This is a genomic window from Paenibacillus sp. OK060, from assembly GCF_900101205.1.
GTDB classification, from domain to species: domain Bacteria; phylum Bacillota; class Bacilli; order Paenibacillales; family Paenibacillaceae; genus Paenibacillus; species Paenibacillus marchantiae.
This window is the reverse complement of the sequence record NZ_FNFR01000003.1, coordinates 733,941-758,651: the sequence shown is the minus strand read 5'-3', so window position 1 is coordinate 758,651 and position 24,711 is coordinate 733,941. Positions and strand designations below refer to the sequence as shown.

General features: G+C 47.2%; 18 protein-coding genes. All 18 read left to right on the top strand.

The features are described 5' to 3' along the window. The first annotated feature begins 17 nt into the window (after positions 1-17). The 18 genes from BLS14_RS15015 (at position 18) to BLS14_RS14930 (ending at position 24,563) form a co-directional block, all read left to right on the top strand. Positions 18-923: an ABC transporter permease gene (locus BLS14_RS15015; protein ID WP_090952625.1), complete on the top strand. Its 906-nt coding sequence runs from the start codon at positions 18-20 to the stop codon at positions 921-923. A 19-nt stretch (positions 924-942) separates the two neighbouring features. After that, positions 943-2,769 carry an oligopeptide ABC transporter substrate-binding protein gene (locus tag BLS14_RS15010; RefSeq protein ID WP_063567374.1) on the top strand — a complete coding sequence of 609 codons (1,827 nt, stop codon included), beginning with the start codon at positions 943-945 and terminating at the stop codon, positions 2,767-2,769. A 252-nt stretch (positions 2,770-3,021) separates the two neighbouring features. Beyond that, positions 3,022-3,915, top strand: a complete 894-nt coding sequence (locus tag BLS14_RS15005; protein ID WP_090952623.1) for a D-alanyl-D-alanine carboxypeptidase family protein — start codon at positions 3,022-3,024, stop codon at positions 3,913-3,915. 165 nt (positions 3,916-4,080) lie between these two features. Then, positions 4,081-6,501: a S9 family peptidase gene (locus tag BLS14_RS15000; RefSeq protein ID WP_256336491.1), complete on the top strand. Its 2,421-nt coding sequence runs from the start codon at positions 4,081-4,083 to the stop codon at positions 6,499-6,501. Positions 6,502-6,735: 234 nt separating this feature from the next. After that, positions 6,736-8,328, top strand: coding sequence for an MFS transporter (locus BLS14_RS14995; protein WP_090952619.1), 1,593 nt, complete (start codon positions 6,736-6,738; stop codon positions 8,326-8,328). A 320-nt stretch (positions 8,329-8,648) separates the two neighbouring features. Then, positions 8,649-9,683 (top strand): LCP family protein, encoded by a 1,035-nt coding sequence (locus tag BLS14_RS14990; RefSeq protein WP_063567370.1) that lies wholly within the window; start codon positions 8,649-8,651, stop codon positions 9,681-9,683. Between the two features lie 186 nt (positions 9,684-9,869). Next, positions 9,870-10,295, top strand: coding sequence for a CBS domain-containing protein (locus BLS14_RS14985; protein ID WP_063567369.1), 426 nt, complete (start codon positions 9,870-9,872; stop codon positions 10,293-10,295). 264 nt (positions 10,296-10,559) lie between these two features. After that, on the top strand, positions 10,560-10,862 hold the full coding sequence (locus tag BLS14_RS14980) for a MazG-like family protein (protein WP_090952617.1): 303 nt from the start codon (positions 10,560-10,562) through the stop codon (positions 10,860-10,862). Positions 10,863-10,867: 5 nt separating this feature from the next. Next, positions 10,868-11,779: a DUF2232 domain-containing protein gene (locus BLS14_RS14975; protein WP_072733971.1), complete on the top strand. Its 912-nt coding sequence runs from the start codon at positions 10,868-10,870 to the stop codon at positions 11,777-11,779. Positions 11,780-11,790: 11 nt separating this feature from the next. Further along, entirely contained in the window at positions 11,791-13,779 is a 1,989-nt protein-coding gene (locus BLS14_RS14970) for a DHH family phosphoesterase (protein WP_090952615.1), read from the top strand. Then, entirely contained in the window at positions 13,776-14,219 is a 444-nt protein-coding gene (rplI, locus tag BLS14_RS14965; RefSeq protein WP_024629550.1) for a 50S ribosomal protein L9, read from the top strand. The genes BLS14_RS14970 and rplI overlap by 4 nt, the downstream gene beginning before the upstream one ends. 1 nt (position 14,220) lies before the next feature. Continuing rightward, positions 14,221-15,582: a replicative DNA helicase gene (gene dnaB / locus BLS14_RS14960; protein WP_024629551.1), complete on the top strand. Its 1,362-nt coding sequence runs from the start codon at positions 14,221-14,223 to the stop codon at positions 15,580-15,582. Between the two features lie 444 nt (positions 15,583-16,026). Next, positions 16,027-17,313 carry an adenylosuccinate synthase gene (locus tag BLS14_RS14955; protein WP_063567367.1) on the top strand — a complete coding sequence of 429 codons (1,287 nt, stop codon included), beginning with the start codon at positions 16,027-16,029 and terminating at the stop codon, positions 17,311-17,313. A 225-nt stretch (positions 17,314-17,538) separates the two neighbouring features. Then, positions 17,539-18,324 carry a dermokine domain-containing protein gene (locus BLS14_RS14950; protein ID WP_072733924.1) on the top strand — a complete coding sequence of 262 codons (786 nt, stop codon included), beginning with the start codon at positions 17,539-17,541 and terminating at the stop codon, positions 18,322-18,324. Positions 18,325-18,930: 606 nt separating this feature from the next. Beyond that, on the top strand, positions 18,931-20,463 hold the full coding sequence (locus BLS14_RS14945) for a peptidoglycan DD-metalloendopeptidase family protein (RefSeq protein ID WP_063567365.1): 1,533 nt from the start codon (positions 18,931-18,933) through the stop codon (positions 20,461-20,463). Between the two features lie 263 nt (positions 20,464-20,726). Further along, the gene (gene yycF, locus BLS14_RS14940) at positions 20,727-21,449 is read left to right on the top strand and encodes a response regulator YycF (RefSeq protein ID WP_062327757.1); all 723 of its coding nucleotides are present in this window, start codon (positions 20,727-20,729) and stop codon (positions 21,447-21,449) included. Then, on the top strand, positions 21,449-23,299 hold the full coding sequence (gene walK, locus BLS14_RS14935) for a cell wall metabolism sensor histidine kinase WalK (RefSeq protein ID WP_063567364.1): 1,851 nt from the start codon (positions 21,449-21,451) through the stop codon (positions 23,297-23,299). The genes yycF and walK overlap by 1 nt, the downstream gene beginning before the upstream one ends. Next, on the top strand, positions 23,283-24,563 hold the full coding sequence (locus BLS14_RS14930) for a YycH family regulatory protein (protein WP_090809392.1): 1,281 nt from the start codon (positions 23,283-23,285) through the stop codon (positions 24,561-24,563). The genes walK and BLS14_RS14930 overlap by 17 nt, the downstream gene beginning before the upstream one ends. Positions 24,564-24,711 lie beyond the last annotated feature (148 nt).

The window sequence follows — 24,711 nt, the reverse complement described above, 5'->3', positions numbered from 1 at the left end:
TTCGGGGTGAAAATAAGATGAGCAAGGCCAATGATGTCGTTATAACTTCACAGAAGATTGATAAGAGCCCCTCCAGCTTGAGTATCTTGTGGCGGGAGCTTGTCAGAGATAAGGTGGCACTAATCTCGCTCATATTTTTGGGACTGGTCATACTGCTGGTCTATGGTACTTCTTTGATCCTGGATCAAGCAGAAATTGTTAAGGTAGATTTGTTCGCATTGTATGAACCTCCTTCCGCGCAATATTGGCTGGGGACTGATTACGGCGGTCGCGATGTGTTTGGACAACTGATCATCGGTACGCGTAACTCTCTAACCATTGGTATTATCGTCACGCTAATGACTGGTTGTATAGGTATCCTGGTTGGCCTGCTATCCGGTTACTTCGGTGGAATGATTGATAACTTGTTTATGCGGGTTGTTGACTTCTTCATGATTCTTCCAACGCTGATGATCGTTATCGCGTTTGTTACTGCAGTACCCAAATATAATATTGTATCTTTCTCATTAATTATGACAGCCTTTCTCTGGATGGGGATTGCCAGGTTGATCCGCTCCAAAGCATTACAGGAACGGGAACTGGACTATGTAAAAGCTTCAAAAACATTAGGTTCTTCCCATCTGAAAATTATGCTCTCACAGGTTCTTCCTAATCTTAGCTCCATTATCATCGTAACGATGACGTTGAATCTCGCTGCCAACATTGGCCTCGAATCGGGACTTTCCTTCTTGGGATTTGGATTCCCAGAAAGTACACCCAGTCTTGGAACACTCGTAAGCTATGCTCGTAATCCGCAAACACTGGAATTCAGATGGTGGATATGGCTACCTGCGTCAATACTAATTCTGTTATTGATGTTGAGTATAAATAATGTCGGACAAGCCCTGAAGCGTGCGACTGATGCAAGACAAAGAAGAGGTTAAAAAAAGGGAGGAAAGGTTCATGAAAAAGGGATTATTTTCACGGGGACTATTTTTCACGATGATGTTGGTCTTCGTACTTGCGCTTGCGGCGTGCTCGGAGAAAGAGGCGGCAACACCAACGCCTTCTACGAACACAGGGGAAAAGAAAACAGAGGAGAAGCCTACTAAAGAAGAGGGCGTTTACTCTATCGAAGATTTCAACAATGTCAAAACGAATGAAGGCACTGCAATCGAGGGTGGGTCCATCACATATGGACTGGTATCCGATACTGCGTTTGAAGGAACATTGAATTTTAACTTCTACTCCGGTAATCCGGATGCAATGGTTCTGCAATGGTTTGACGAAGGTTTGCTGACTTGGGACAAAGACTATGTATATACCAACGATGGTGCAGCAACGTATGAAACATCGGAAGATGGCAAAACGTTCACACTGACCATTCGTGATAATGTAAACTGGCATGACGGCAAGCCTGTAACGGCTGAAGATTTGCAGTTTGCTTATGAAGTTATCGGTAACAAGGCTTATGATGGTCCACGTTATGATTCCAACTTTACAAGTGTAGTAGGTATGGATGATTATCACGCTGGAAAAGCAAAAACGATCTCTGGGATCAAGGTTCTTAGCGAAAAACAAATCAGCATTACGTACAAGGAATCTACACCTTCCTTGCTGACAGGTGGCGTGTGGACATATCCACTGGCTAAACATATCTTCGGTGATATGGATGTAGCGAAAATGTCTTCTTCCAAAGAAGTACGTGAAAAACCAATCGGTTTTGGTGCATTTAAAGTGGAAACAATCACTCCAGGTGAGTCTGTAACTTTCGTTAAAAACGATGACTACTGGCGTGGAGCTCCAAAACTGGACAAAGTGACTTTGAAAGTAATCAACCCAACAACGGTTGTTCAAGAATTGAAATCTGGGGGGGTAGACCTCGTGGATTCATTCCCGACAGATCAATATAAAGACAATGCCAATATGTCCAACGTTGAATTCCTGGGTGCAATCGATCGTGCTTACACCTATATCGGTTTCAAACTGGGCACATGGGATGCTGACAACGGCAAAGTTGTAACAAATGCTGAAGCAAAAATGGGAGATAAGAATCTGCGTAAAGCCATGTGGATGGCTGTAGATAACGATCAAGTGGGCAAACGTTTCTATAACGGTCTGCGTTGGAATGCAACAACATTGATTCCTCCGTCTCACCCAGAATTCCATGATTCTAACAATCCGGGTGTTGCATATGACCCAGAAGCAGCGAAAAAATTGCTGGATGAAGCAGGTTACAAACTGGATGGTGAATTCCGTACGAAACCGGACGGTTCCCCACTTGAAATTAACTTTGTATCGATGACAGGTGGCGACACAGCTGAACCACTGGCACGTTACTACGTTCAATCGTGGGCAGCAATCGGTCTGAAAGTAAACCTGGAAATGGTTGAGTTCAACAATTTCTATGACCGTGTAGGTAACACAGGTAAAGATGATCCAAATATTGATGTATATCAAGCTGCTTGGGGCGTAGGTATTGACGTAGATCCAGCAGGTCTGTATGGCCGTGATGCACTGTATAACTTCTCGAGATTCTCTAGCGAAGAAAATGACAAATTGCTCGCACAAGGTGTATCTGCTGAAGCGTTTGATGTAGACAAGCGTAAAGAGATCTACAACCAATGGCAGCAGTACATGGTTGATGAAGTTCCTGTATTCCCGACATTGTACCGTGCTGTTGTAGCACCGGTTAACAAACGTGTAATGAACTATGCGATTGGTGACGGAACAGGTTTATATCTGAATGACATTCAAGTTAATGCAGATAAAGCGGTTGTAGCAGAGTAATAAAAAAGCATTAGCAACAATAAGGATTGGGGTCCTTTTAAGAATTCGGTTGCTAGATCTAATTGAAAAGATTCTTCTAGGTGTGAATAGAAAAAGTCTTGTAAAGCATGGATTCCGTACACTCTGGCATGGGGGTATGGGGTCCATGTTTTTTTTGGTAACAAAAAAATAAAAAAAATTTAACTTTTTTTATAAAAATTGCAGACAAAATGCCTCTTCACTTCGTCTATATCTGTAAGAGGTGATTTTCCGATGAAAAAATGGTGGATACGGGCAGGAATGATGCTGCTGGCTCTACTGGTTATTATATATTTGGGTGTAAAACCGGACATGCTGGTGGGCAAACCGGGGATTAAAGCTGAATCGGCTGTATTAATGGATATGAACTCTGAGCAGATTCTAATCAACTTTAACGGTTCCGAAGAAATTGCAACGGCAGGAATCAGTAAATTGATGACAGAACTACTTGTAATGGAGGCCGTGATTAACGGAGAGTTGCGTTGGGACGACCCTGTTAATATCAGCTTGTATGCAAGCTCAGTAGGTGGCAGCCACCTGGGTTTGAAACAAGGGGAGCAATTCACTGTGCAGGAGCTATTCCAGATTGTAGCCGTCTATTCCGCGAATGATGCCGCTATTGCTCTGGCTGAACATATCAGTAAGACAGAGCAGACTTTTGCACAAAAGATGAATGAGAAGGCAACCGAGATCGGACTGTCTGACAAGACGGTGTTTACGAATGCAACAGGTTTAAGTGAAAAACTACTTGGTCCGAGTCATCCGAAGGAAATACAAGGGCAGACCGTAATGACTGCCGTAGATGCATGCAAGCTTGCACGTTATCTACTGAATAACTACCCCGAAATATTGAGAGTTTCCAGCCAAATGCAGGTGTCGATGCACCAAAAAGGAATGTACATGAGCAACACCAACTGGATGCTGTCCTCTATTGGCGGACCCTATGCTTACGATGGAAACGATGGATTGAAGACCGGATATGATGAGGATTCCGGCTATCACTTCGTTGGAACGGCTGAGCGAAATGGCAAGCGACTGATCTCCGTTGTACTGGGTTCGGATAGTCGTGAGGGACGTTTTATCGAGACACGAAAGCTATTCAATTATGGTTTTTCCAGTTCAAAGTAAGGGTTATTTGAAATTTACATGACATGTTACACAATCAATGCTCTGAGAGGGAAATTCGTGGGGTGTTCTACGCTGTTAACCTATGGTGGATCATGGTAAAATGATTTACGTATAATTCCAAATTATCGTGTAATTCACTTTAAAGGGGGAAATAACTTGAACGTAGTGAGTAAAAAAGTATATGCTCTCACGCTTACCATGGCGATGTCAATCGCTCTGATTCAACCAGCGGTCCAGGCAGCAGAATCGGTGAAGCCTACGGCGACAGTCGCTGAATCCATTGCTTCGAAAGCAACACAGACACTACAGCAAATGGGATACATAGATGGCACAACAGATGGAATGAGAGAATCACAAACGCCGATTACTCGTGCTCAGGCCGCAATCATCCTGCAGCGTGTACTTAAACTGGATGCTCCAGCGTCTCTTACAGGTTTTGCAGATGTATTGGCTAAGGATGAAGCTGCGCCTGCCATTTACGCACTGAAGCAAAGTGGTCTTATTCAAGGGCAAGCCAAAGGATATGCACCAGATGCACCTCTCACAAGAGCACAGATGGCATCGTTGTTTACTCGGGCATTTGAACTAAAGGATAATGGCATTCAGGTTGTATACAGTGATATGGCGCAAATTCCGAAGGTACATACGGAGGATGCGATTCGTCTGAAGCAGCATTTTATTATTGAAGGCAGTGCGTTTAACGCCAAAAATTCAGTGACCCATGGTGAGTTTGCTGATGCGCTGTACCTCGCTCTTGGACTTGATGTGCAGTCAGAAGATCTAACACCTCTGGAAGACTTCTTCAAACAGCCGGCTCAAGCAGGATTCCAGATGTCTCCGGATGGTAAACATCTGGCTTACATGGAGCCTTGGAACAACCGAATGAATATCGTGGTGAAACAGAATGGTCAGGACAAGTCGGTACGTATCACGAGTGAGACTGAACGCAGTATAGCGGGATTTGTATGGGCGACAAAGGATAAGCTGTTGTATGTAAAGGATGAAGCAGGGGATGAGAACTATCATATTTATGTAACGGATATCGATGGGAAGAACAGCAAGAATCTGACACCATATCCGAATACAAGAGCGATCCTGGTAGACTCTCTGGAGAATATTCCGGATGAAATTCTAGTAGGTATGAACAAACGTGATCCGCGAATCTTTGACGTGTACCGGATTAACATCAAGACTGGTGAGGCTGTGCTTGCTGCAGAGAACCCGGGCAATATTACGGGCTGGCTTACGGACCATGAGGGTAAGATCCGTGTGGCCATATCGAATGATGGTAATGTCTCTTCGTTAATGTATCGTGAATCGGAAGATAAACCATTTGAGAATTTGATGACCACCAAGCTCGGAGAAACATTTGCTCCAGTGATGTTCACGTATGATAACAAAAACATCTATGCTGTATCCAATTTAGAGCGGGATAAAACAGCGATTGTCGAATATAGCCCAAGCAGCAAAAAAGTAACGAAAACCATCTATGAAAACAAGGATGTGGATGTGTCCAGTTTCGTTCCTTCTAAAGAAAAAGGCACAATCCTTGCAGCTGTCTATGAGACGGACAAGGTTAACTATGAATACTTCGACAATGATTTCAAAAAATTGATGCAGGATATCCAGGCGAAAGTTCCGGGTAAAGAAGTAAGCATTTCAAACATAAGTGAAGAAGGTCAGGTTCTGTTCGTTGCGTATAGCGATAAATCCATGGGTACGTATTACTTCTACGATTCCAAGACAGGTAAGCTGGATAAATTAGCTGACGCCGCACCTTGGATTGATGAGAGTGAAATGTCGGATGTAAAACCCATTACGTACAAGTCACGTGATGGTTTAACCCTTCATGGTTATCTGACGCTCCCGCAAGGAGCCGAGGCTTCCCAATTGCCACTGGTTGTTGTTCCGCATGGTGGACCATGGGCCCGAGACTCATGGGGCTTCAATCCCGAAATTCAATTTCTCGCAAGCCGTGGTTATGCCGTACTACAGGTGAATTTCCGTGGCTCTACTGGATACGGTAAGGAATTCCTGGATGCGGGCAACAAAGAGTGGGGTAAAGCGATGCAGGACGATCTCACAGACGGCGTAAATTGGCTGGTTGAAGAGGGAACGGTTGATGCGAAGCGTGTAGCTATCTACGGTGGATCTTATGGTGGATATGCAGCTCTGGCAGGACTGGCATTCACACCAGAAGTCTATGCAGCAGGAATTAGCTATGTTGGACCATCCAATCTGTTCACGCTGCTGGATTCACTGCCACCTTACTGGGAGTCGGAGCGCAACATGTTCTATGAACGTATGGGTGATCCGGAGAAAGACAAGGAGCTGCTGACAGCTGTCTCACCACTGTTCCATATCGACCAGATGAAAGCCCCATTGTTCGTGGTCCAGGGCGCAAATGATCCACGTGTGAAACAGGCTGAGTCTGATCAGATCGTGGAGGCTCTGCGCAAACGTGGAGTAGATGTGCCATATATGTTAAAAGCCAATGAGGGACATGGCTTCGGCAATGTTGAAAATCAATTGGATTTGTATCGAGCAATTGAGAAATTCCTGAATCGCCACTTGATGCAGCAATAGTAGTTAAGTTCAACAATAAAACCGTCCCACGGGTTCCATCGAACCTGAGGGACGGTTTTATTTGGTGGAGCAGGGAATTGAATGAGGTATCCAAGCATATAAACAAATTGACATATGTAATCATTTTGTTTTAAAATGACCAGTGAGTCATTATTGTTCGGTTCGGTTTAATATATATGTATCATTACAGCCTTACGCTACTGGATTGCAATCTGATCGGGGAGGAAACGTGTAATGCAAAAACAAATGAAATGGCCGCTTATCCTATTTGCTATCGGGGTGTTTATGGCTGCGCTGGATAACGGGATTATTACGTCGTCCCTGACGACTTTAAATGCGTCATTTGGCGTGTCGCCGACGTGGGGAGCATGGACAATCACGCTTTATACGCTCGGACTTGCGGTGAGTGTGCCGATTGCGGGTAAGCTCTCCGACCGTTATGGACGCAAGAAGCTGTTTCTGATTGAAGTGGCTTTGTTCGGAATTGGGTCTTTACTCGTTGCACTAAGCACATCGTTTACGTTTTTCCTGATTGCTCGTGTCGTCCAGGCGTTGGGTGGTGGCGGGATCTTTATCATTGCGAGCTCTTATGTATTAAGCAAGTTCCCAGCGGAGCGTCAGGGCACAGCCTTGGGTCTTCTGGGAGGTATGAACGGGGTTGCGGCGATTCTAGGGCCGAATATCGGTGCTTTTATCCTCGACATTACGGGGAATTGGCATTGGTTGTTCTTAATCAATGTACCGATCGCCATTTTGCTGTTTATTGCAGGCATCCGTTATATTCATGAAGAACAGGAGCTGAGCCGTAAGGCGGTGGACTGGAGTGGTATCGCGGTCATGACGCTGGGTGTGCTCAGTCTGATGTACAGCTTTAGCAATCTGGATGGCGTAAATATGTTGCAAAGTCTTGGCTCACCGATGTTCTATGGCTTCTTCCTGGCAGGTGTAGTCATTCTGGTCCTCTTCTACTTTCTTGAAAAAAGGCTGGAAGGGTCACAACGTGAACCTGTTGTATCTACACAGCTTCTGGGTATTGCGTCCTTTCGTTGGACGCTGCTGATTGCCTTTTTCTCAGGAGCCATTCTGGCATCAGTGATCTTCATTCCAGGCTTTGTTGAGCAATACCTCGGGGTATCCAACACAGCCTCCGGCTACTGGTTTACACCGCTTGCCCTGGCTTCAGGCATTGGTGCGGGTGGTGGCGGTTATCTGGTTGACCGCAAAGGGCCAATCTGGACGTTATCTGTAGCCGGATTGCTGTCGGCTATCGGTTTCCTGCTCTTCCCGCTGTGGGTAGAGCATATCTGGCAATTCGTGATAGCGAGTGTACTTGTGGGGATTGGCTTCGGTATGATGCTGGGAGCTCCAGTGAACGTGCTCGTTACTGAGCAAGCGGGTGAGAACAACAAGGGCATTGCGGTAGCGACCAGTTCCTTGTTCCGTCAGATGGCTATGGCGATCGCGCCAACCATTTTTGCCGGTTTCCTGGCTCGTGCCTTCTCCAACCTGGGCTCCAATATTCAGCAGGGTCTCACAGATCAGGGCATTCAGGTGCCGTCCGAAGCGCTTCAACAATATGCGTCTGGCGGCGGTGCAGCTTCAGGAAGCGATATTTCCAGCTTAACCGAAGGACTATCCCAAATTCCTGATCCGGGCATTCGAGATGTGTTGCTACAGGCTCTTCATCAGACAATCGGCGAGGGTTATAGTGGACTGTTCTGGTCTGCGGTTATTTTCAGTGTACTCACGCTGGTCGCTGCGTTTATTACAGGGCGACAGCGTCATAAAGAGAAGAGGAATCGGGTGGAGACAGCATCAACAAACTGAATGGATGGACATTCCACATGAAGAGAACAGTGCACCTTTTGCCAGTAAAAAAGGAGCACTGTTCTTTTCAATTTAACCGTATTGTAACTTTTCATCATCCAGCAATGATTACAATAGAACGAGCGTGAGCGGCGTTTTCTTTTGAGATAGAGAAAACTTCAGAGAACACCGTGTCACAAGCCATTGCGCACGTTTAATGGTAATTATATAAGTTGAACGGATCATTAACACTGTACCGTTGCGGGGTCAGGACAAGTTAAATTCAACTTATATAGTAGTAGTATCGAATTTCATTTTGACAGTGAAGAAGGAATCGATGGATGACAAGCAGAACTAAAGATAAGAAGAAGAAAAGAAGAAAAGGTCTATATATAACGCTCGTATCGCTCGTTGTTTTGTTAATCGGGGGCTATTTGTTTCGTCAGCAGCTTGCTGTAGCGGCCTTCGATCTGTTTCTCGCTGGTTCAGTTGAAGACCAATTGTCTCGTTCCTATGTCCCTCAGGAGGGCAACAATACGCCTGACCCAACAGTATATCGCAAAGAACCGTTCTCGGTATTGCTGCTAGGCTCAGACAAACGTGCCTATGAGAAAACACGTGGGCGCTCAGACACGGTTATCTATGCCGTTGTTCGTCCGAAAGAATCCCGCGTACTCCTGGTATCCATTCCTCGTGACACCTATGTGCAGATTGTTGGACGTGATGCCAACAAGGATGGTGAGGATGATTATGACAAGCTCGCGCATGCCTACGCCTTCGGTGGGGAGAATATGTCTATCAATACGGTGGAGAAATTTCTCGATGCGGATGTAGGTTATTATGCAACGATTAACTTTGACGGGATCAAAAAAGTCGTTGATGCGCTTGGTGGCGTGAAGCTTCCGATTGATGAGGACATAGTGAACAAGAACCCTGAACATGTGCAGTTCACAATAGAAGGCGGTAAGCCGATCTATGACGGGCAGGAAGCACTTTACTATGTAAGATACCGTGAGGATAGCGATTTTAATCGCACCAAGCGGCAGCAGATTTTCCTGAATGCCATGGCGAATGAGATGCTTAATCTGAACGCCATCAGCAAAATTCCAGAATTGATTCAGATTATGGGAGACAGCTTCCAGACGGATATGCAGCCTTCATTCATTATTGATCTGGCTAAACAGGTACTGACTCAGGAAAAACCGCAAATCTCAAGCTTCACTATTTTGGGCGAAGGAATGCGGAAAAACGGAATTTATTATGGCAAGGCAGATGAGAAAGACGTCCAATATGCCAAAGAGCTGATTAACAACTGGATGGATGAGTCGACCCCAGCCGGTGAAGTGATGATTCCTGACCGGCAGAAGATCGAATAACCAATTCCATACAGACGTTATGTTTTAGACAAGGATCAGCAGTGCGTTTATTGGCGGGCTGCTGTTTTTTTTTACTTTGTAGAAGGAATCATGTCCTTTTGGAACATCTTGCGTTCTAATGCGTACTATGTAAGTTGAATGTAATAAGCTGACTGATGAAATTTCACAAGGAGGATACGTAAGGGTATGAACATCGCATTTTTTTTGCTGCCCAAACAAGAAGTTACGTGCGTAACGTCGGATTCTACTCTGCGGCAAACGTTGGAACGGATGGAATATCATCGGTTCACGGCGGTGCCCATTTTGAATAAGGAAGGCAAGTATATCGGCACGGTTACCGAAGGTGATCTGCTGTGGTATATGAAGAACGCCGAGGGAAAGATTACATTTGAAAACGCTTCAAAATTCCTGCTTAAGGACGTTCCACTTCGGCTGGATATCAAACCGGTATCCATTGAAGCCAACATGGAGGATTTGATTAATCTGGCCAAAGTGCAGAACTTTGTGCCGGTTGTCGATGATATGGAACGCTTCATTGGGATCGTAAGACGGAGTCAGATTATTGAGTATTGCGAGGGTATTGTAGCCAAGGAATCCATGAAAGTGAAGTAAGTCGAAACAAATTTCGATATTGATGCAACTGCGTGGATAATCACAGCCGTCCGGTATCATGTTAAACTTAAGAAGAGCTGAACAAGAGCCAATTTAAATGAATTTTTGACAAGATAAAATACGAATTCATTGTACGGGGTCCCCGCAAAGTACCTGAGATAAGTTTCGGAGGACTTCTCCGCTTTTTGGGGTAATTTTGCGGCCCCCCTTTTTATGCTATAATGGAGAATAAAGCTTTTTCGGGGGAGAGTGACTTTCGCCAATATGCCTAAAGAACTGGATGTAGCCAAACGCGCTAAAGTGATTGAATGGCTTAAAACCGAAGTGCTTGATCAGGTATCCCGATTATTCAAAGCGTTATGGGAAGGCAGTACAACCCGAATCGGGGACAGTCTCGCCAGTTTGATGATGAGTAGTTACATATTGGGCCGCAGGCTCGGTATTCCTTTCAAGGATCTGGATGCACTGCTTGTTGAGAAATTGAAAAAGCATAATCAGGAAGGTCACCAGTTGGAAGATTGGTACCAGGATATTTCCGCGCTAGAAGATCACATGCGTAAGAGGTGAATTTGTTGAAATTTAGCTTTAAATCAGCTGTCTGGAGCGTAGTTTATCTGCTCTTGCTACTTTCGCTGTTAACTCCTTTATCGGTTTTGGCCATATTTTTCATGATGATACCTGGAGTTATTTTGTTTGCTTCATTACCGGTAAAATCATTTATATGGCATCTCGTCCCAGTGGCGATCATTTTGGTCATATTTAGTCCGATTTATTTGTTATTACTGCTTTTGTTCACCCTGCCCGCCATTGTTATGGGCAATGCTTACAAGAAAAAGAAATCGGCCCTGTTCGCCCTAATGGCAGGAAGTGGAGCCATGCTGGCCGAGTATCTGTTGCTCCTGTTGATTGGAAGTGTAATCTTCCAATTTGATTTGTCGAGTTATATTGATGATGTGGTCAGATTGACGATTGAACCCCTGACGAATACATCCAGTCAGATGGTAAATGGGTTTGTATGGACACCTGAAATGACTCAGGATGTCGCAAGACAGACGCAGCTTATGATTCCATTCGCCTTGGTGGTCACGTCTCTGGTCATGGCTCTAATCACTCATCTCATTGCACGTCCGATTCTAAACGTAATGGGCGTGGCTGTATCGAAATTTCCACCTGCGCGTGAATGGCGTATGCCGCGTGCCCTGATCTGGTATTACTTCCTGGCATTGTTGTTCGAAGTGATATCCAGGCAGAGTGACGGAACGTACTGGACCATGATCGCCATGAACTTGTCGCCTCTAATCAATTTGGGCTTCATGATTCAAGCCATCGGATTCTTCTTCTTTCTCTCACATGCAAAGAAATGGAATCCGGTTGTACCGTATTTGCTGGCGGCAGCAGTCTTCTTCATTGGACCGCTGCGGATTATCGGGATTATCGATCTGGCGTTCCCGCTTCGCGAGGCAATATCGAAACCAAAACGATAGGGTGATGAGTCATGCCTAAATTTCTGAAGAAACGCTGGCACGGCTACTATACCGTATGGGCGTTCATACTGCTGCTTCTGCTTGTTATGTTCGTGACCATCTACAACTGGACGCTTGGTTTGATTAGTCTGATACTGGCTTCGGCGCTGGGAATCGTCATGATTAAGGCGGAGCTCGCGTTCCGTCGTGAGCTTAACGACTACATTAATGGCCTTTCCATTCGGATCAAACGAATGGAGGGGGAAGCGGTCAGCATGCTCCCATTCGGTATTGTGCTGTACAGCGAAGATCGTACCGTAGAGTGGCATAATCGCTTCTTCGCGGACATGTTCCAAGAGAAGACGATGGTAGGTAATCCGCTGCAAAATTTGTTTCCCAAACTTCCTCAACCGAAGGAAAAAAAGGATGGGACCAAGGAGCCGTCTAAGGAGCTTCACGATGAATTCCAATTGGATGATCGATATTATGGAGTTATTCATAATCCGCAAGAGCGGTATGTATATGTTTACGAGATTACGGAGCTAGCCATTCTTCGTGATAAATATGAGAATGAACGCATGGCACTGGGCATTCTGGTTCTCGATAACCTGGACGAAGCAGCCCAGGGCATGGACGACCAGCAGCGGACTGCGCTGATTGCCCGTGTAACAAGCGAGATTACGTCTTGGGCGAAACGGTATGAGGTATACCTGCGCCGCCTCTCTTCTGATCGTTATCTCATGATGTTGAATTATAAGTCTTTGCAGGAACTGGAGCAGAGCCGATTTGTCATCCTGGATGAAGTCCGGGAGATGACGGCTGATCTTAAGGTGCCGATGACACTAAGTGTTGGACTGGCATTTGGCTCGGATACCATCAGTGAGATGGGAGAATTGGCTCAGTCCAGTTTGGATATGGCACTTGGCCGTGGTGGTGATCAGGCTGCCGTAAAATCTGGACAGCGGTTGTCCTTTTACGGTGGAAAGTCCAACGCGGTGGAGAAACGTACTCGGGTAAGAGCTCGGGTTATCGCACATGCATTGCGTGATCTGATGCAGGAGAGTGACCGAGTGATTATCATGGGTCACAAAATGCCTGATATGGATGCGATTGGCGCGTCTATTGGGGTATGGAAAGCGGCGAGTCTGTACAATGTGGAGGCACGAATTGTACTGGATGGACCCAACCCTTCCATTGAACGCATGATGGAACAGGTGAATAAGGATGAGAAGCTGTCCAAAGCCTTTGTGTCGCCGGAACAGGCAACCCAGATGATGACGGAGCATACGCTGCTCGTTGTTGTCGATACACATAAGGCATCCATGACAATGGAGCCGAAGCTGGTTCAATCCGCTACGCGTGTCGTGGTTGTGGATCACCACCGTCGGGGTGAAGAATTCATTAACGATGCAGTTCTGATTTATCTGGAACCATATGCTTCTTCGGCAGCAGAATTGGTGACTGAGCTTCTCCAATATATTCATGACAAGGTACAATTCACTCCACTGGAAGCGACGGCGTTATTAGCCGGGATTACGGTGGATACGAAGCATTTTGCACTCCATACGGGATCGAGAACGTTTGAAGCGGCAGGCTTCCTGCGTCGCAGTGGTGCAGACACCATTATGATCCAGCGTCTTATGAAAGAAGATCTGTCAGAATATATTGCTAAGGCAGAAATCATAAAGCATGCTAAAATGGTATACGGGAACATTGCGCTGGCGGTCACGGACCCTGGCAACAAGATTCCACAGATGATGATCGCCCAAGTGGCGGACACATTGCTTAATATGACCGACGTGGTCGCTTCATTTGTCATTAGTGAACGCCCGGATGGACTGATTGGCATCAGCGCGAGATCGCTAGGGCGCATGAATGTTCAGGTGGTCATGGAACGACTGGGCGGTGGTGGACATTTAACGAATGCTGCCGTGCAGCTTGAAGGAACGCTTGGAGAGGCGGAAAAACGGCTGACGAACGTACTGGCTGAAATCGAAAAGGAAGAGGGTTTGTTCGAATGAAAGTCATTTTTATAAAAGATATGAAGGGTCAAGGCAAAAAAGGACAAGTGAAGGAAGTGTCCGAGGGATACGCACAGAACTTTCTTCTGCCACGGGGAATCGCACGTCCAGCAACAGACGGAAACATGAAAACACTGGACAACCAGAAGGCAGCGGAAGACAGACGTAAGCAGGAAGAGAAAGCAGAAGCGGAAGCTCTGGCTAAAAAGCTTGAAGCTGAAGTGACTGAACTGAAAGCAAAATCCGGCGAAGGCGGCCGTCTGTTCGGTGCAATCACGAGCAAACAAATCGCAGAAGCTCTGGCAGCGAAAGGTCTGAAAGTCGACAAACGCAAAATTGAACTGGACGAGCCTATTCGCACACTCGGCGTAACGCAAGTCACCGTCAAGGTTCACCCTGAAGTGAAGGCTACCTTGAAGGTACAGGTAACGGAGGAGTAAGATGGGCGGCGAAATGTTATTCGACCGGATTCCCCCACAGAACCTGGAAGCCGAACAGGCCGTGCTGGGTGCAATCCTGTTGCAGGGCGAAGCCCTGATTACAGCGATGGAACGGGTGCAAACCGAGGATTTCTATGATAAACCCCATCAATTAATTTTTGAAGCGATGATCCAGCTTGGCGAGGGAAATCAACCGATTGACCTCGTGACACTGACTTCGCTACTGAAGGATAAAGGCGAGCTTGAGGACATCGGCGGCGTCAGTTATCTGGCGAAGCTGGCTCATGGTGTTCCGACTGCCGCGAACGTGGATTATTACGCTCAAATTATCGAAGAGAAATCCATGCTGCGTCGCCTGATTCGTACAGCTACGCAAATTGTGAGTGAAGGATACACGGGCGGTGAGGATGTCGCGGCTATGCTTGGAGAAGCAGAGCGGCGCATTCTGGAGATTTCCAACCGACGTTCCAGTAGCGGTTTTATAGCCATTCAGGATGTTCTGATGGAAGTGTTCGACCGTGTGGAGACGTTGCATCAGAACAAGGGCACCACAACGGGCATTCCGTCCGGGTTCATCGATCTGGACAAGATGACCGCCGGATTCCAGCGGAGTGACTTGATTATTGTAGCGGCACGTCCATCTGTAGGTAAGACCGCCTTCGCCCTGAATATCGCTCAGAATGTAGCCATTCGGGCGCAGGAGACAGTTGCGATATTCAGTCTGGAGATGTCAGCCGCACAGCTCGTACAGCGTATGATCTGTGCAGAGGCCAATCTGGATGCGGGTGTCATGCGTATGGGTGACTTTAAAGGTGATGAAGATTGGCAAAAGCTGACGATGGGCATTGCAGCCTTGAACGAAGCTAATATCTACATTGACGATACACCAGGGATCACCGTAGCTGACATTCGTGCTAAATGCCGTCGTCTCAAGAAAGAGAAAGGCCTTGGCATGATTCTGATCGACTACCTTCAACTGATTAGTGGACGTGGTAAAGCCGGCGAGAACCGTCAACAAGAGGTATCCGAGATCTCACGTACCCTGAAACAGATTGGCCGGGAACTGGAAGTTCCGGTTATTGCCCTGTCTCAGCTGAGCCGGGGTGTAGAGCAACGTCAGGATAAACGTCCGATGATGAGTGACTTGCGGGAATCGGGTTCGATCGAGCAAGATGCCGACATCGTTGCGTTCCTGTACCGGGATGACTACTATAACCAGGAAACCGAGAAGAAAAACATTATCGAGATTATTATCGCCAAACAGCGTAATGGTCCGGTGGGTACGGTGGAACTGGTCTTCCTGAAAAACTTTAATAAATTCGTTAACTACGAGCGGGCACATAATGATGCCTTTGCCATGTAGGGGACAGGCACAGACTGCTTCGATAGGGAAGTGAAATCGTCTGTCCCCGACATCAACCATTAGATCATATGAACTCATAAATACGTTGCGAATACGACATATAGCGTTGGATTTAAACGCGTAGCGAGTAACCGGGGTTAGCCGTCAAGCAAGATTTGACTGGCTTCGCCGGTTTTTTGCGTCGCAATATGGAGTCAATTCCGAACATTATAGTTTGACTATATCTAATTGTTCGCCATTTGATTTGACTTTGAAAAAAGGGACTGGTACACTAGTACTGCTGCGTTAAAGCAGCGAAAACCTTCCCTTGGATGTAAACCGAGGGGGATTTTCACTGTCCGTTAGCACGCTTCTCCGCTGGTAATTTCACTTCAAATTCCTGCCGAGATAGAGGACGGACAGACCAATACAAAGGTGCGCAAGGCACCCACGGAGGTATGTACTATGTCAACGGTAGTTGTAGTGGGAACGCAATGGGGAGACGAAGGTAAAGGCAAGATTACGGATTATTTGGCGGAATCCGCAGACGTGGTTGCTCGTTACCAAGGTGGTAACAATGCAGGACACACGATTCTGATCGATAACAAAAAATATAAATTGACGATGATTCCATCGGGTATCTTCTACACAGACAAAGCATGTGTAATTGGTAACGGTATGGTTATCAACCCGAAGGCACTCATCGAAGAAATTAACTATATTCATGACAATGACTTTACGACCAAAAACCTGTCCATCAGCGAACGCGCACACATCATCCTGCCATATCACATGGTATTGGATGCATTGGAAGAAGAGAGCAAAGGCCCGAACAAAATCGGTACAACAGGCAAGGGAATTGGCCCATGTTACATGGACAAATCAGCTCGTATCGGTATTCGTATGGTTGATCTGCTTGATGCGGAAGAGTTCGAACTGAAACTGCGTCATTTGGTAAAAGAAAAAAACCGTGTAATCGAGCAGGTCTATGGCGGCGAGCCTGTAGATGTAGAAGAAATTCTGAAAGATTACCTGGGATACGCAGAAATTCTGCGTCCTTATGTGCGTGATACATCAGTTGTGCTCAATGAATACATCGACGAGGACAAAAAAGTATTGTTCGAAGGCGCACAAGGCGTTATGTTGGATCTTGACCAAGGTACTTATCCATTCGTTACTTCATCCAATCCGTCTGCAGGCGGCGTATGTATCGGTTCTGGCGTTGGCCCAGCCCGTATTCAGCAGGTTATCGGTGTGGCTAAAGCCTATACAACACGTGTAGGAGATGGTCCTTTCCCGACAGAATTGCATGATGCAATTGGTGACCAAATTCGTGAGACCGGACATGAGTACGGCACTGTAACTGGACGTCCGCGTCGCGTCGGCTGGTTCGACAGTGTTGTTGTTCGCCACGCTCGTCGTGTTAGCGGAATTACGGGTCTGTCCCTGAACTCCCTGGATGTAATGACAGGTCTGGAAACGGTGAAAATCTGCACAGGATACAAATTCCGCGGTGAGGTTATCACTCACTATCCGGCAAGCCTGAAAATGCTGGCAGAATGTGAAGCGGTATACGAAGAGCTTCCGGGCTGGAGCGAAGATATCACAGCAGCGAAGAAGCTGGAAGACCTGCCTGTGAACACACAGAACTATGTGAAACGTGTTTCCGAACTGACAGGCATTCCAATTGCCATCTTCTCTGTAGGCCGTAACCGTGAGCAAACGAATCAAGTTCTTCCTATCTACGAATAAGCAGCTAGGTTAACTCGGCAATACGAAGTAAACGTTTATCCAAATGATATGCCTATATAGGCATCATAGAGCCCCAGTTATCGCTTAAATAGCGATGGCTGGGGTTTTTCGCACGCCTTCCTGATATAATCCCCGGATTTCCGTCAATACTGGTTAACAGTAGACTCATAGATCCTGAAACATCGAATGTGATATGGGGTCGGAAAACGGAGGGAGAGAACGGGAATGAAGTTGCTTCAATGGTTCATTAAAATATTGCTTACCGTGATGCTGGTCAGTTCACTGACCCTGCTGACAACCGGATTAATCGTTCAGTCATATGTAAAATCGCTGCTGGCGAGTTTCAATATTCAGTGGGAAGGCCAGCCCATGGGGTTAACGGCCATGTTTCAGGGTGCATTAGGTGGTAAGTCCGGTGAAGAGAAGAAGCCGGGAACGGGCACGACAGATCAGCCGGCAGGAGCCGAGGAGGAACACGTTCCAGAAGATGCGATATCTGTCATGGGCAATGGAACAGAAAGTGGAGAAACAGGCGCGAATACAGGCAACAGCTCTGAACAGGGTACGGGAACAGACGATGGTCAAGGAGCAGGCTCAGGAACGGACTCTTCTGCTACGGGATCTAGCCCAGGGGGCAGCTCAGGCACGGGAACAGACGCAGATGCTGGCACAAATGCGGGTAGCGATTCTGGGACAACGCCTGGCAACAGTACAGCATCGGGCAACGGATCAGGTACGAATTCCAATGGCACGCCTTCTTCAGGGAATGATGAGATTGTAGTATCTCCGGATGACATCACAGGCAAGAAGGACAAGCTGCCGTTGGAGGAAAAAGAAAAGATTTTTAGTCTGCTGATGAACAAGCTGCCCCAGAAAGAGATGCAGCAAATCTCAGGCGCCATGGAAGGCGGCCTGACTGAGCAGGAGCTGCGCGATATTGAGCAGGTTATCTCCAAGTATCTGACGAGCGAAGAATACGATAATCTAATGGAAGTCCTTCAGGCGGAATAAACTAAGTTCATATAGGGAAATCCGTAAATCTGCGACCCTTTGCTGAATATTCATAAAGGAATCGAAAGATCGAATCCTGAGCGGTAAATCAGAGAAATTTAATTTATGAGGCCATTCGGGCAATGAAATAAAAGCAGAAATTGGTTAGCATACAATCCAGCCAATATGAGGCACTCTATAGCAAGAGTTTAACGAAATCCCTCACCAGAGATGATCTGACGAGGGATTTCAGTTTGTATTTTTATGAAAAAGAAAACACATATCGGTGGGTCTTAGAACCTAGTCTTAAAAAATGATCAAAAGTACATAGTATACCTGAAGTAGAGGCGATATGGGGAAGAATATTGATCTGCCATCTTATGGATAATACAGGGAAACCAAGCGTGGCGCGGCTTTGCGCTGTGACGTGTACAGTTGAAATGAGTGTAAAACCTGTGTTAAAGTATACGGGTGTGATAAAAGGTTAAAATTTTGACACTTTTACGAGCGCAGCTAAAGTCCTGATTTGCGGACACCCGAATACAAATATCGACAAGCATGGGACAGACACAGTGGGTGATGTCTTGACAGAAATGCGAACTGAGAAGTGCTGAAAAGGAGAGAATCATGAAAGGTTTCAGAGGCATACGCCAACCGGGCAAGAACCGGGAACACGAACAATCCGGGGAACACCGGACGGCCGAAGACAAAAACAACATGAGCATGTCCAACTTCAGTAGTAATAAAAAGCGCGTTCTGGCCTCGCGCAAATGGATCATTACAGCAGCATGTGGTTTATTTATCGCTGCATCGATCGGATTCGCAGGCAAACAATACGTTGCTGCAAACACCGTCCCATATTATAAAGTGATGGTTAAAGGAAATGAGATTGGCACCATCACGGATGAGACGCAATTACAGAAATTATTTGCAGACAAAACCGAGGAATTCCAAAATAAATATCCAGAAGCGGAAATGGTGCTGAACACAGATGGCATCACGACCGAAACCATTAAAGCATACAAACCCGTAGTGAACAGCGATGAGACGCTGGACAAGCTCGGCGACATGCTTACCGCCTATGCCAAGGGTGTAGAGCTCAAGGTAGACGGTGAAGTAATCGGCATTGTGAAGGATCAGGCAACAGCAGACGCGATTCTGGAACAAGTGCAGAACAAGTACATATCGGCATCGGCTGTGCGCAGTTCGCTCAAGACGAAGTCGGTATCGGCAAACTCATCGAAGAAAGCCGAGGGGCCGAGTACTACGCTGAAGTCGGTGGGCATCAAGGAAGATGTAGCGACAGATGTGGTGAAGGCTGACCCAAACAAAATATGGGATGTATCCGAGGCGGTTGAAGCTTTAACCGTTGGTAAAGACGCGCCTGTAACTTATGTCGTGCGTGAAGGAGATACGATCTCTTCCATTGCTGCCAAATACGAAATTACGCAAAGTGAGATTCGCAAACATAATCCGGGCATCAAAGAAACGTCACTGCAAATTGGGGACGAGCTTACACTGACGGTGCCAAAACCAGCTGTTACCGTTAAATCAGTTGAGCAGGTGGTTGAACAGATTGAGATTAAACCGCAGGTGGAAGTACGCAAAAGTGCTGAGCTCAAAGCAGGCACAACCAAAGTGGTGCGTCCAGGTCAAAGCGGTCTGAAAAGCATGCAATATCGGATAACGAAGGAAAATGGTGAGGTCGTTCAGGAGGAATGGCTTGGCCAGGAAGTCATCAAGTCAGCAGTTACTGAAGTGGTTCTGAGTGGAACCAAAGTGGTCGGTGAAGGTACAGGTGAATTTGCTTGGCCGGTATCAAACGCTACGATGAGCAGCAGCTTTGGACAACGCTGGGGTCGCCAGCACAAAGGTGTCGATCTTGTCGGTAACCGTGACGTGAAAGCGTCTGATGAGGGCGTGATTACTTTTGCAGGACAGAAGAGTGGTTATGGCAATGTTATTATTATTAACCATCGTAATGGATACGAAACACTTTATGGGCACTTGAACAGCATTGGTGTTAAGGTTGGACAAGTCGTTGAAAAAGGTGAGAGCATCGGCGTAATGGGCAACACGGGCCGTTCGACCGGAACGCATCTGCATTTCGAGATTATCAAGAACGGAACGGTGGAAAATCCGTTGACATACTTGAACTAGTTATATCGCAATCCAGGGCAAGGTTGGCAGTTGATGCTGGCCTTGTTTTTTGCTGCTGTAAAAATTTTTCAGTTTGGGCTGCACATTGGCCCTGATCGGGATGTGACGGTGCTTCAGGTATGTTAAACTATAGACTATAGGCAACAAGCCATATGATATGAACTATATTCAATGAAAACGTAGGAAACACAATTTATATAAGTTGATTAAGAGAGATAGACCGCTAAGGCGGATTAAGCAGGATATAGGGGTGAAGACAGCCGATGCAGGGGAAGATTTTGGTGGTGGACGATGAACAGCCCATTGCGGACATTCTGAAGTTTAATTTGGAAAAAGAGGGGTACGAGGTCATCTGCGCATTTGATGGCATTCGTGCGGTTGAATTGGCGTTATCCGAGAAGCCGGATCTGATGCTGCTGGACCTGATGCTGCCAGGTAAGGATGGTATGGATGTGTGCCGCGAGGTGCGTGCCCATTTGGAGATGCCGATCATTATGCTGACCGCAAAGGATGGCGAGATCGACAAGGTGCTCGGTCTGGAGCTAGGTGCGGATGATTATGTTACGAAGCCTTTCAGTACGCGCGAGCTGCTCGCCCGGGTGAAAGCACAGATGCGCAGACGGCAGAAGCCTGCCATTACGGCTGAAGCGCCGGAAGACGAAGAGAAACAGGTCATGCGTTTATTTGATCTGGCGTTTGATATGGACATGTATACAGCTTACAAAGGCGGCGAACCGCTGGATCTGACCCACCGTGAGTACGAACTTCTCTATTATATGGCGAAGCATTCCGGCAAAGTAATGACACGTGAACATCTGCTGCAAGCTGTATGGGGATATGAATATTTCGGGGATGTGCGTACCGTTGATGTTACGATTCGTCGTCTGCGTGAGAAGATTGAGGAGAACCCGAGCAAACCGGAAACGATTCTGACTCGCCGCGGGCTGGGTTATCTCGTGCGCAGTCCCAAAAGCGTGGGGATATAATGGGGCGTTTCTCGCGATTTTCGTTCTTTCGAACGATTCAGGCGAAACTGATTATTATCTATGTACTGCTGATTCTGATTGCGATGCAATTGATCGGCGTTTATTTTGTGAGTGCGATGAAGAACTCGCTGACCAGCAACTTCACTGAGGATTTGCAGGCACGGGCTGAGATGCTGTCTGTGCTTGTGGGAGAGACGATGGCTGGTGGAGAAGCCGAGGCTGGCGAGGACAAAACGGAAAACCTGCGTGTGTTGGTAAACAACCTGTTCAACATCAACGGAGCGGAGATTCAGGTGCTGGATGCCAGCGGCAAAGTGCTGACCACCTCGCTAAGTTCCCATTCAGACTATGTTGGACGCAAAAACACCCAGACCGTTGTCAGCCGTGCGCTTCAAGGCATTCGGGACAATGAGGAATATATCGTGGACGAGGATAATGTTCGCAAAAAGGTCGTTGCCAAGCCGGTGCTGTCCGGCGGCAAGATTATCGGCGCGGTCTACATCGCCGCCTCGATGAATGAGTTATATGCCACAATGGAGGGCATTAACAAGATTTTTATCTCAGGCATTTTGATTGCCTTGGTATTAACCGCAGTGCTTGGTGTCATTCTGTCACATACGATAACGCAGCCTATCAAGGAAGTTACCCGAAGAGCGACGGCGGTCGCGGAAGGCAACTTCGATCAGCAGACGCCTGTATTCGGAACGGATGAGATTGGACAGCTCAGTCGGGCGTTCAACTATATGACTAGCAGATTGCGAGATGCACTCTCCCAGAACGAAGAGGAGAAGGAGAAGCTCACGTCCATTCTGACCAATATGAGTGATGGCGTGGTCGCAACGGACGAATATGGCAAAGTCATTCTGGTAAATCGGCGTGCTAGCAGCATTCTGGGCATGCGTCCGGCGGACATTGAAGGAAGGCACTTTGCCGTATTGCTGGGCATTGATCCGGAAGATGCGGAAGCGTTAGCCAGTGGTTTTACAGGTTCGACACTGCTCCAGATTGCACCTGCGGGACAGGAAGATCCTGTTGTCATCCGCATGACGTTTACACCGGTTCATCGTCGTGAGTTGGGCATTACAGGTACAATCGCTGTGCTTCAAGACGTTACGGAGCAGGAAGAACTGGAGGCTTCACGGCGTGAATTCGTGGCGAATGTCTCTCATGAGCTGCGTACACCGCTGACTACCATTAAGAGCTACGCAGAAGCGCTGGATGATGGAGCTCTCGAAGATCCGCAGCTCGCTGGACGATTCGTTGGGGTAATCCAGAATGAGACGGAGCGTATGATTCGCTTGGTTACGGATTTGCTGCATCTGTCCAGGCTCGATTCCAAGGAAGCCATGCTGCGCAAACAGCCAACCGACATCATGGAGATGTTGGAAGAAGTGTCGGATCGTTTTTCGTTCCAGATGCATCAGAAGGATATTCAATCTGTGCTTTCTGTAGAGAACGGGATTCCAGCGGTTCCATTGGATCGCGACCAAATTGATCAGGTGCTTGATAATGTTGTGTCCAATGCGCTGAAATACACGCTTGAAGGCGGCACGATTACAATCGCAGCCAGACGCAATGATGATCATACTCTCGCCATATCAGTGACCGATACGGGGATGGGGATTCCACAGCGGGATCTGGATCGTATTTTTGAACGGTTTTATCGGGTAGACAAGGCTCGCTCCCGCAGTATGGGCGGTACAGGGCTCGGATTGTCCATTGCCCGGGAAATTGTGAAGGCCCATGATGGCAATATCTCACTGGAGTCCGAGGTGGACGTGGGGACGACGGTAACGTTCACACTGCCCATGCGTGAGGAAGGGGGTGAGCACCTTGAAAGAGCGGATTAAATCTCTGGTGCTTGCTTCCCTCGTCGTTGCCAGTTTGGTACAAAGTTACTTCTTGATCTATCGTTTGCCCGGTGGGGGCGATTCGATTGTGACGTCAGAGACGAACTATGTGAAAACCGAGAATATGGGCCAGGAGCGCAATATTGAAGATTTAATTTTCCCTGATCAGATGGTTATTCATCTGGGAGAGGACAAACATACGGTGTTTTATCCAGGCAATACATTCTATCAGTTGATCTATTCACGGTTGCAGGGGCGTACGTTTGATGATTTCCAGCGTCGGAGTGTGCAATCGGTCCATTGGGATCAGATTCGTAAGGAGAATCCTGGCTTTGAACTGTCGTTCAAGGAAGGCATCCCTGTAGCGTTGTTACAGCGTGTGATGCGGCTCGGGACAGACTCCCTCTTCCAAGGGGAAACGATTAACCGAATCTCGATTTATACGGCCAAAAATGAAACAAAGGCTCACGCACTGTTCTTCAGTGCCAAAGGCGATGTGGTCTACGAGGCGACGCAGGCGGATCTGACAGTACAGGACGTGCAGCAGCATGTCGACTTCGGCAGCAGCTGGACACCTTATACGCTGATGGACGGCGGATATTATATCCCGGCTGAAGCACTGGAGACGATTGAGGCTGACGTGCCTACAGGCCAGTTCACTGTCGAACAAATGCAGCGCAGCCTATTCTTTGATCCAAGCATGACCCGAAACATTCGGGAAAAAGATGGTTCGGAGATCTATACAGACAGTAAGCGCAGTCTGCAAGTGAAGCAAGAACAGCGCTGGATTAGCTACACCGATCCAGCGGCGCCGCCTGCGGGACAGATTGACGCAGCGAAGGATGCGCTGTCCGCGGTTGATTTTGTGAATCAGCATGGCGGCTGGAAAGGTCGTTCGCGCATGATGCTGGATACAACCGATACAAAGACGAAACTTCAGTTCCAGCAATATTACAGCAGCTTCCCGATTATGGACTCGATGCAGTTCCGGTTCGGCACGATCAGCATGGAGATGCAGCAGGAGACGGTATCCAGCTATGAACGTTCGCTCGAATATCTGAACGAAGGCGCGGAGACGAAGAAGTCGGTCACCTTGCCCGGTGGGGACAAGCTGAAGGCGCTCATCCAGAAGGTGGCGGGTACTAATCGTAAGGTCGTAGACGTGTATCCGGCTTACCGTCCATCCAGCATTGAGGATGGACTGAAGCTGATACCGGTGTGGGTAATTCGATTTGGAAACGGGGAGGAGACCACCGTTTCTTGATGGGTTATAGTCATTAAACATAAGGTGGGCTGCACTATCCACTCCGCGGTCAGAACAACCTTCCGATCGCTGTTATTCCCAGATTTCATTGATTCCCTTTAGTTAAAGGGAGAAATCCGAGAATAAAGGCGAGCACTACGTTTCTCCA

What these genes read in the sequence shown, in the direction of transcription:
- BLS14_RS14945 (WP_063567365.1), top strand. Translation starts at nt 18,931, where the DNA reads ATGAAAGGTTTCAGAGGCATACGCCAACCGGGCAAGAACCGGGAACAC.
- BLS14_RS14950 (WP_072733924.1), top strand. Translation starts at nt 17,539, where the DNA reads ATGAAGTTGCTTCAATGGTTCATTAAAATATTGCTTACCGTGATGCTG.
- BLS14_RS15005 (WP_090952623.1), top strand. Translation starts at nt 3,022, where the DNA reads ATGAAAAAATGGTGGATACGGGCAGGAATGATGCTGCTGGCTCTACTG.
- BLS14_RS14980 (WP_090952617.1), top strand. Translation starts at nt 10,560, where the DNA reads ATGCCTAAAGAACTGGATGTAGCCAAACGCGCTAAAGTGATTGAATGG.
- BLS14_RS14995 (WP_090952619.1), top strand. Translation starts at nt 6,736, where the DNA reads ATGCAAAAACAAATGAAATGGCCGCTTATCCTATTTGCTATCGGGGTG.
- rplI (WP_024629550.1), top strand. Translation starts at nt 13,776, where the DNA reads ATGAAAGTCATTTTTATAAAAGATATGAAGGGTCAAGGCAAAAAAGGA.
- dnaB (WP_024629551.1), top strand. Translation starts at nt 14,221, where the DNA reads ATGGGCGGCGAAATGTTATTCGACCGGATTCCCCCACAGAACCTGGAA.
- BLS14_RS15015 (WP_090952625.1), top strand. Translation starts at nt 18, where the DNA reads ATGAGCAAGGCCAATGATGTCGTTATAACTTCACAGAAGATTGATAAG.
- yycF (WP_062327757.1), top strand. Translation starts at nt 20,727, where the DNA reads ATGCAGGGGAAGATTTTGGTGGTGGACGATGAACAGCCCATTGCGGAC.
- BLS14_RS14970 (WP_090952615.1), top strand. Translation starts at nt 11,791, where the DNA reads ATGCCTAAATTTCTGAAGAAACGCTGGCACGGCTACTATACCGTATGG.
- BLS14_RS14990 (WP_063567370.1), top strand. Translation starts at nt 8,649, where the DNA reads ATGACAAGCAGAACTAAAGATAAGAAGAAGAAAAGAAGAAAAGGTCTA.
- BLS14_RS15010 (WP_063567374.1), top strand. Translation starts at nt 943, where the DNA reads ATGAAAAAGGGATTATTTTCACGGGGACTATTTTTCACGATGATGTTG.
- BLS14_RS14985 (WP_063567369.1), top strand. Translation starts at nt 9,870, where the DNA reads ATGAACATCGCATTTTTTTTGCTGCCCAAACAAGAAGTTACGTGCGTA.
- BLS14_RS14955 (WP_063567367.1), top strand. Translation starts at nt 16,027, where the DNA reads ATGTCAACGGTAGTTGTAGTGGGAACGCAATGGGGAGACGAAGGTAAA.
- walK (WP_063567364.1), top strand. Translation starts at nt 21,449, where the DNA reads ATGGGGCGTTTCTCGCGATTTTCGTTCTTTCGAACGATTCAGGCGAAA.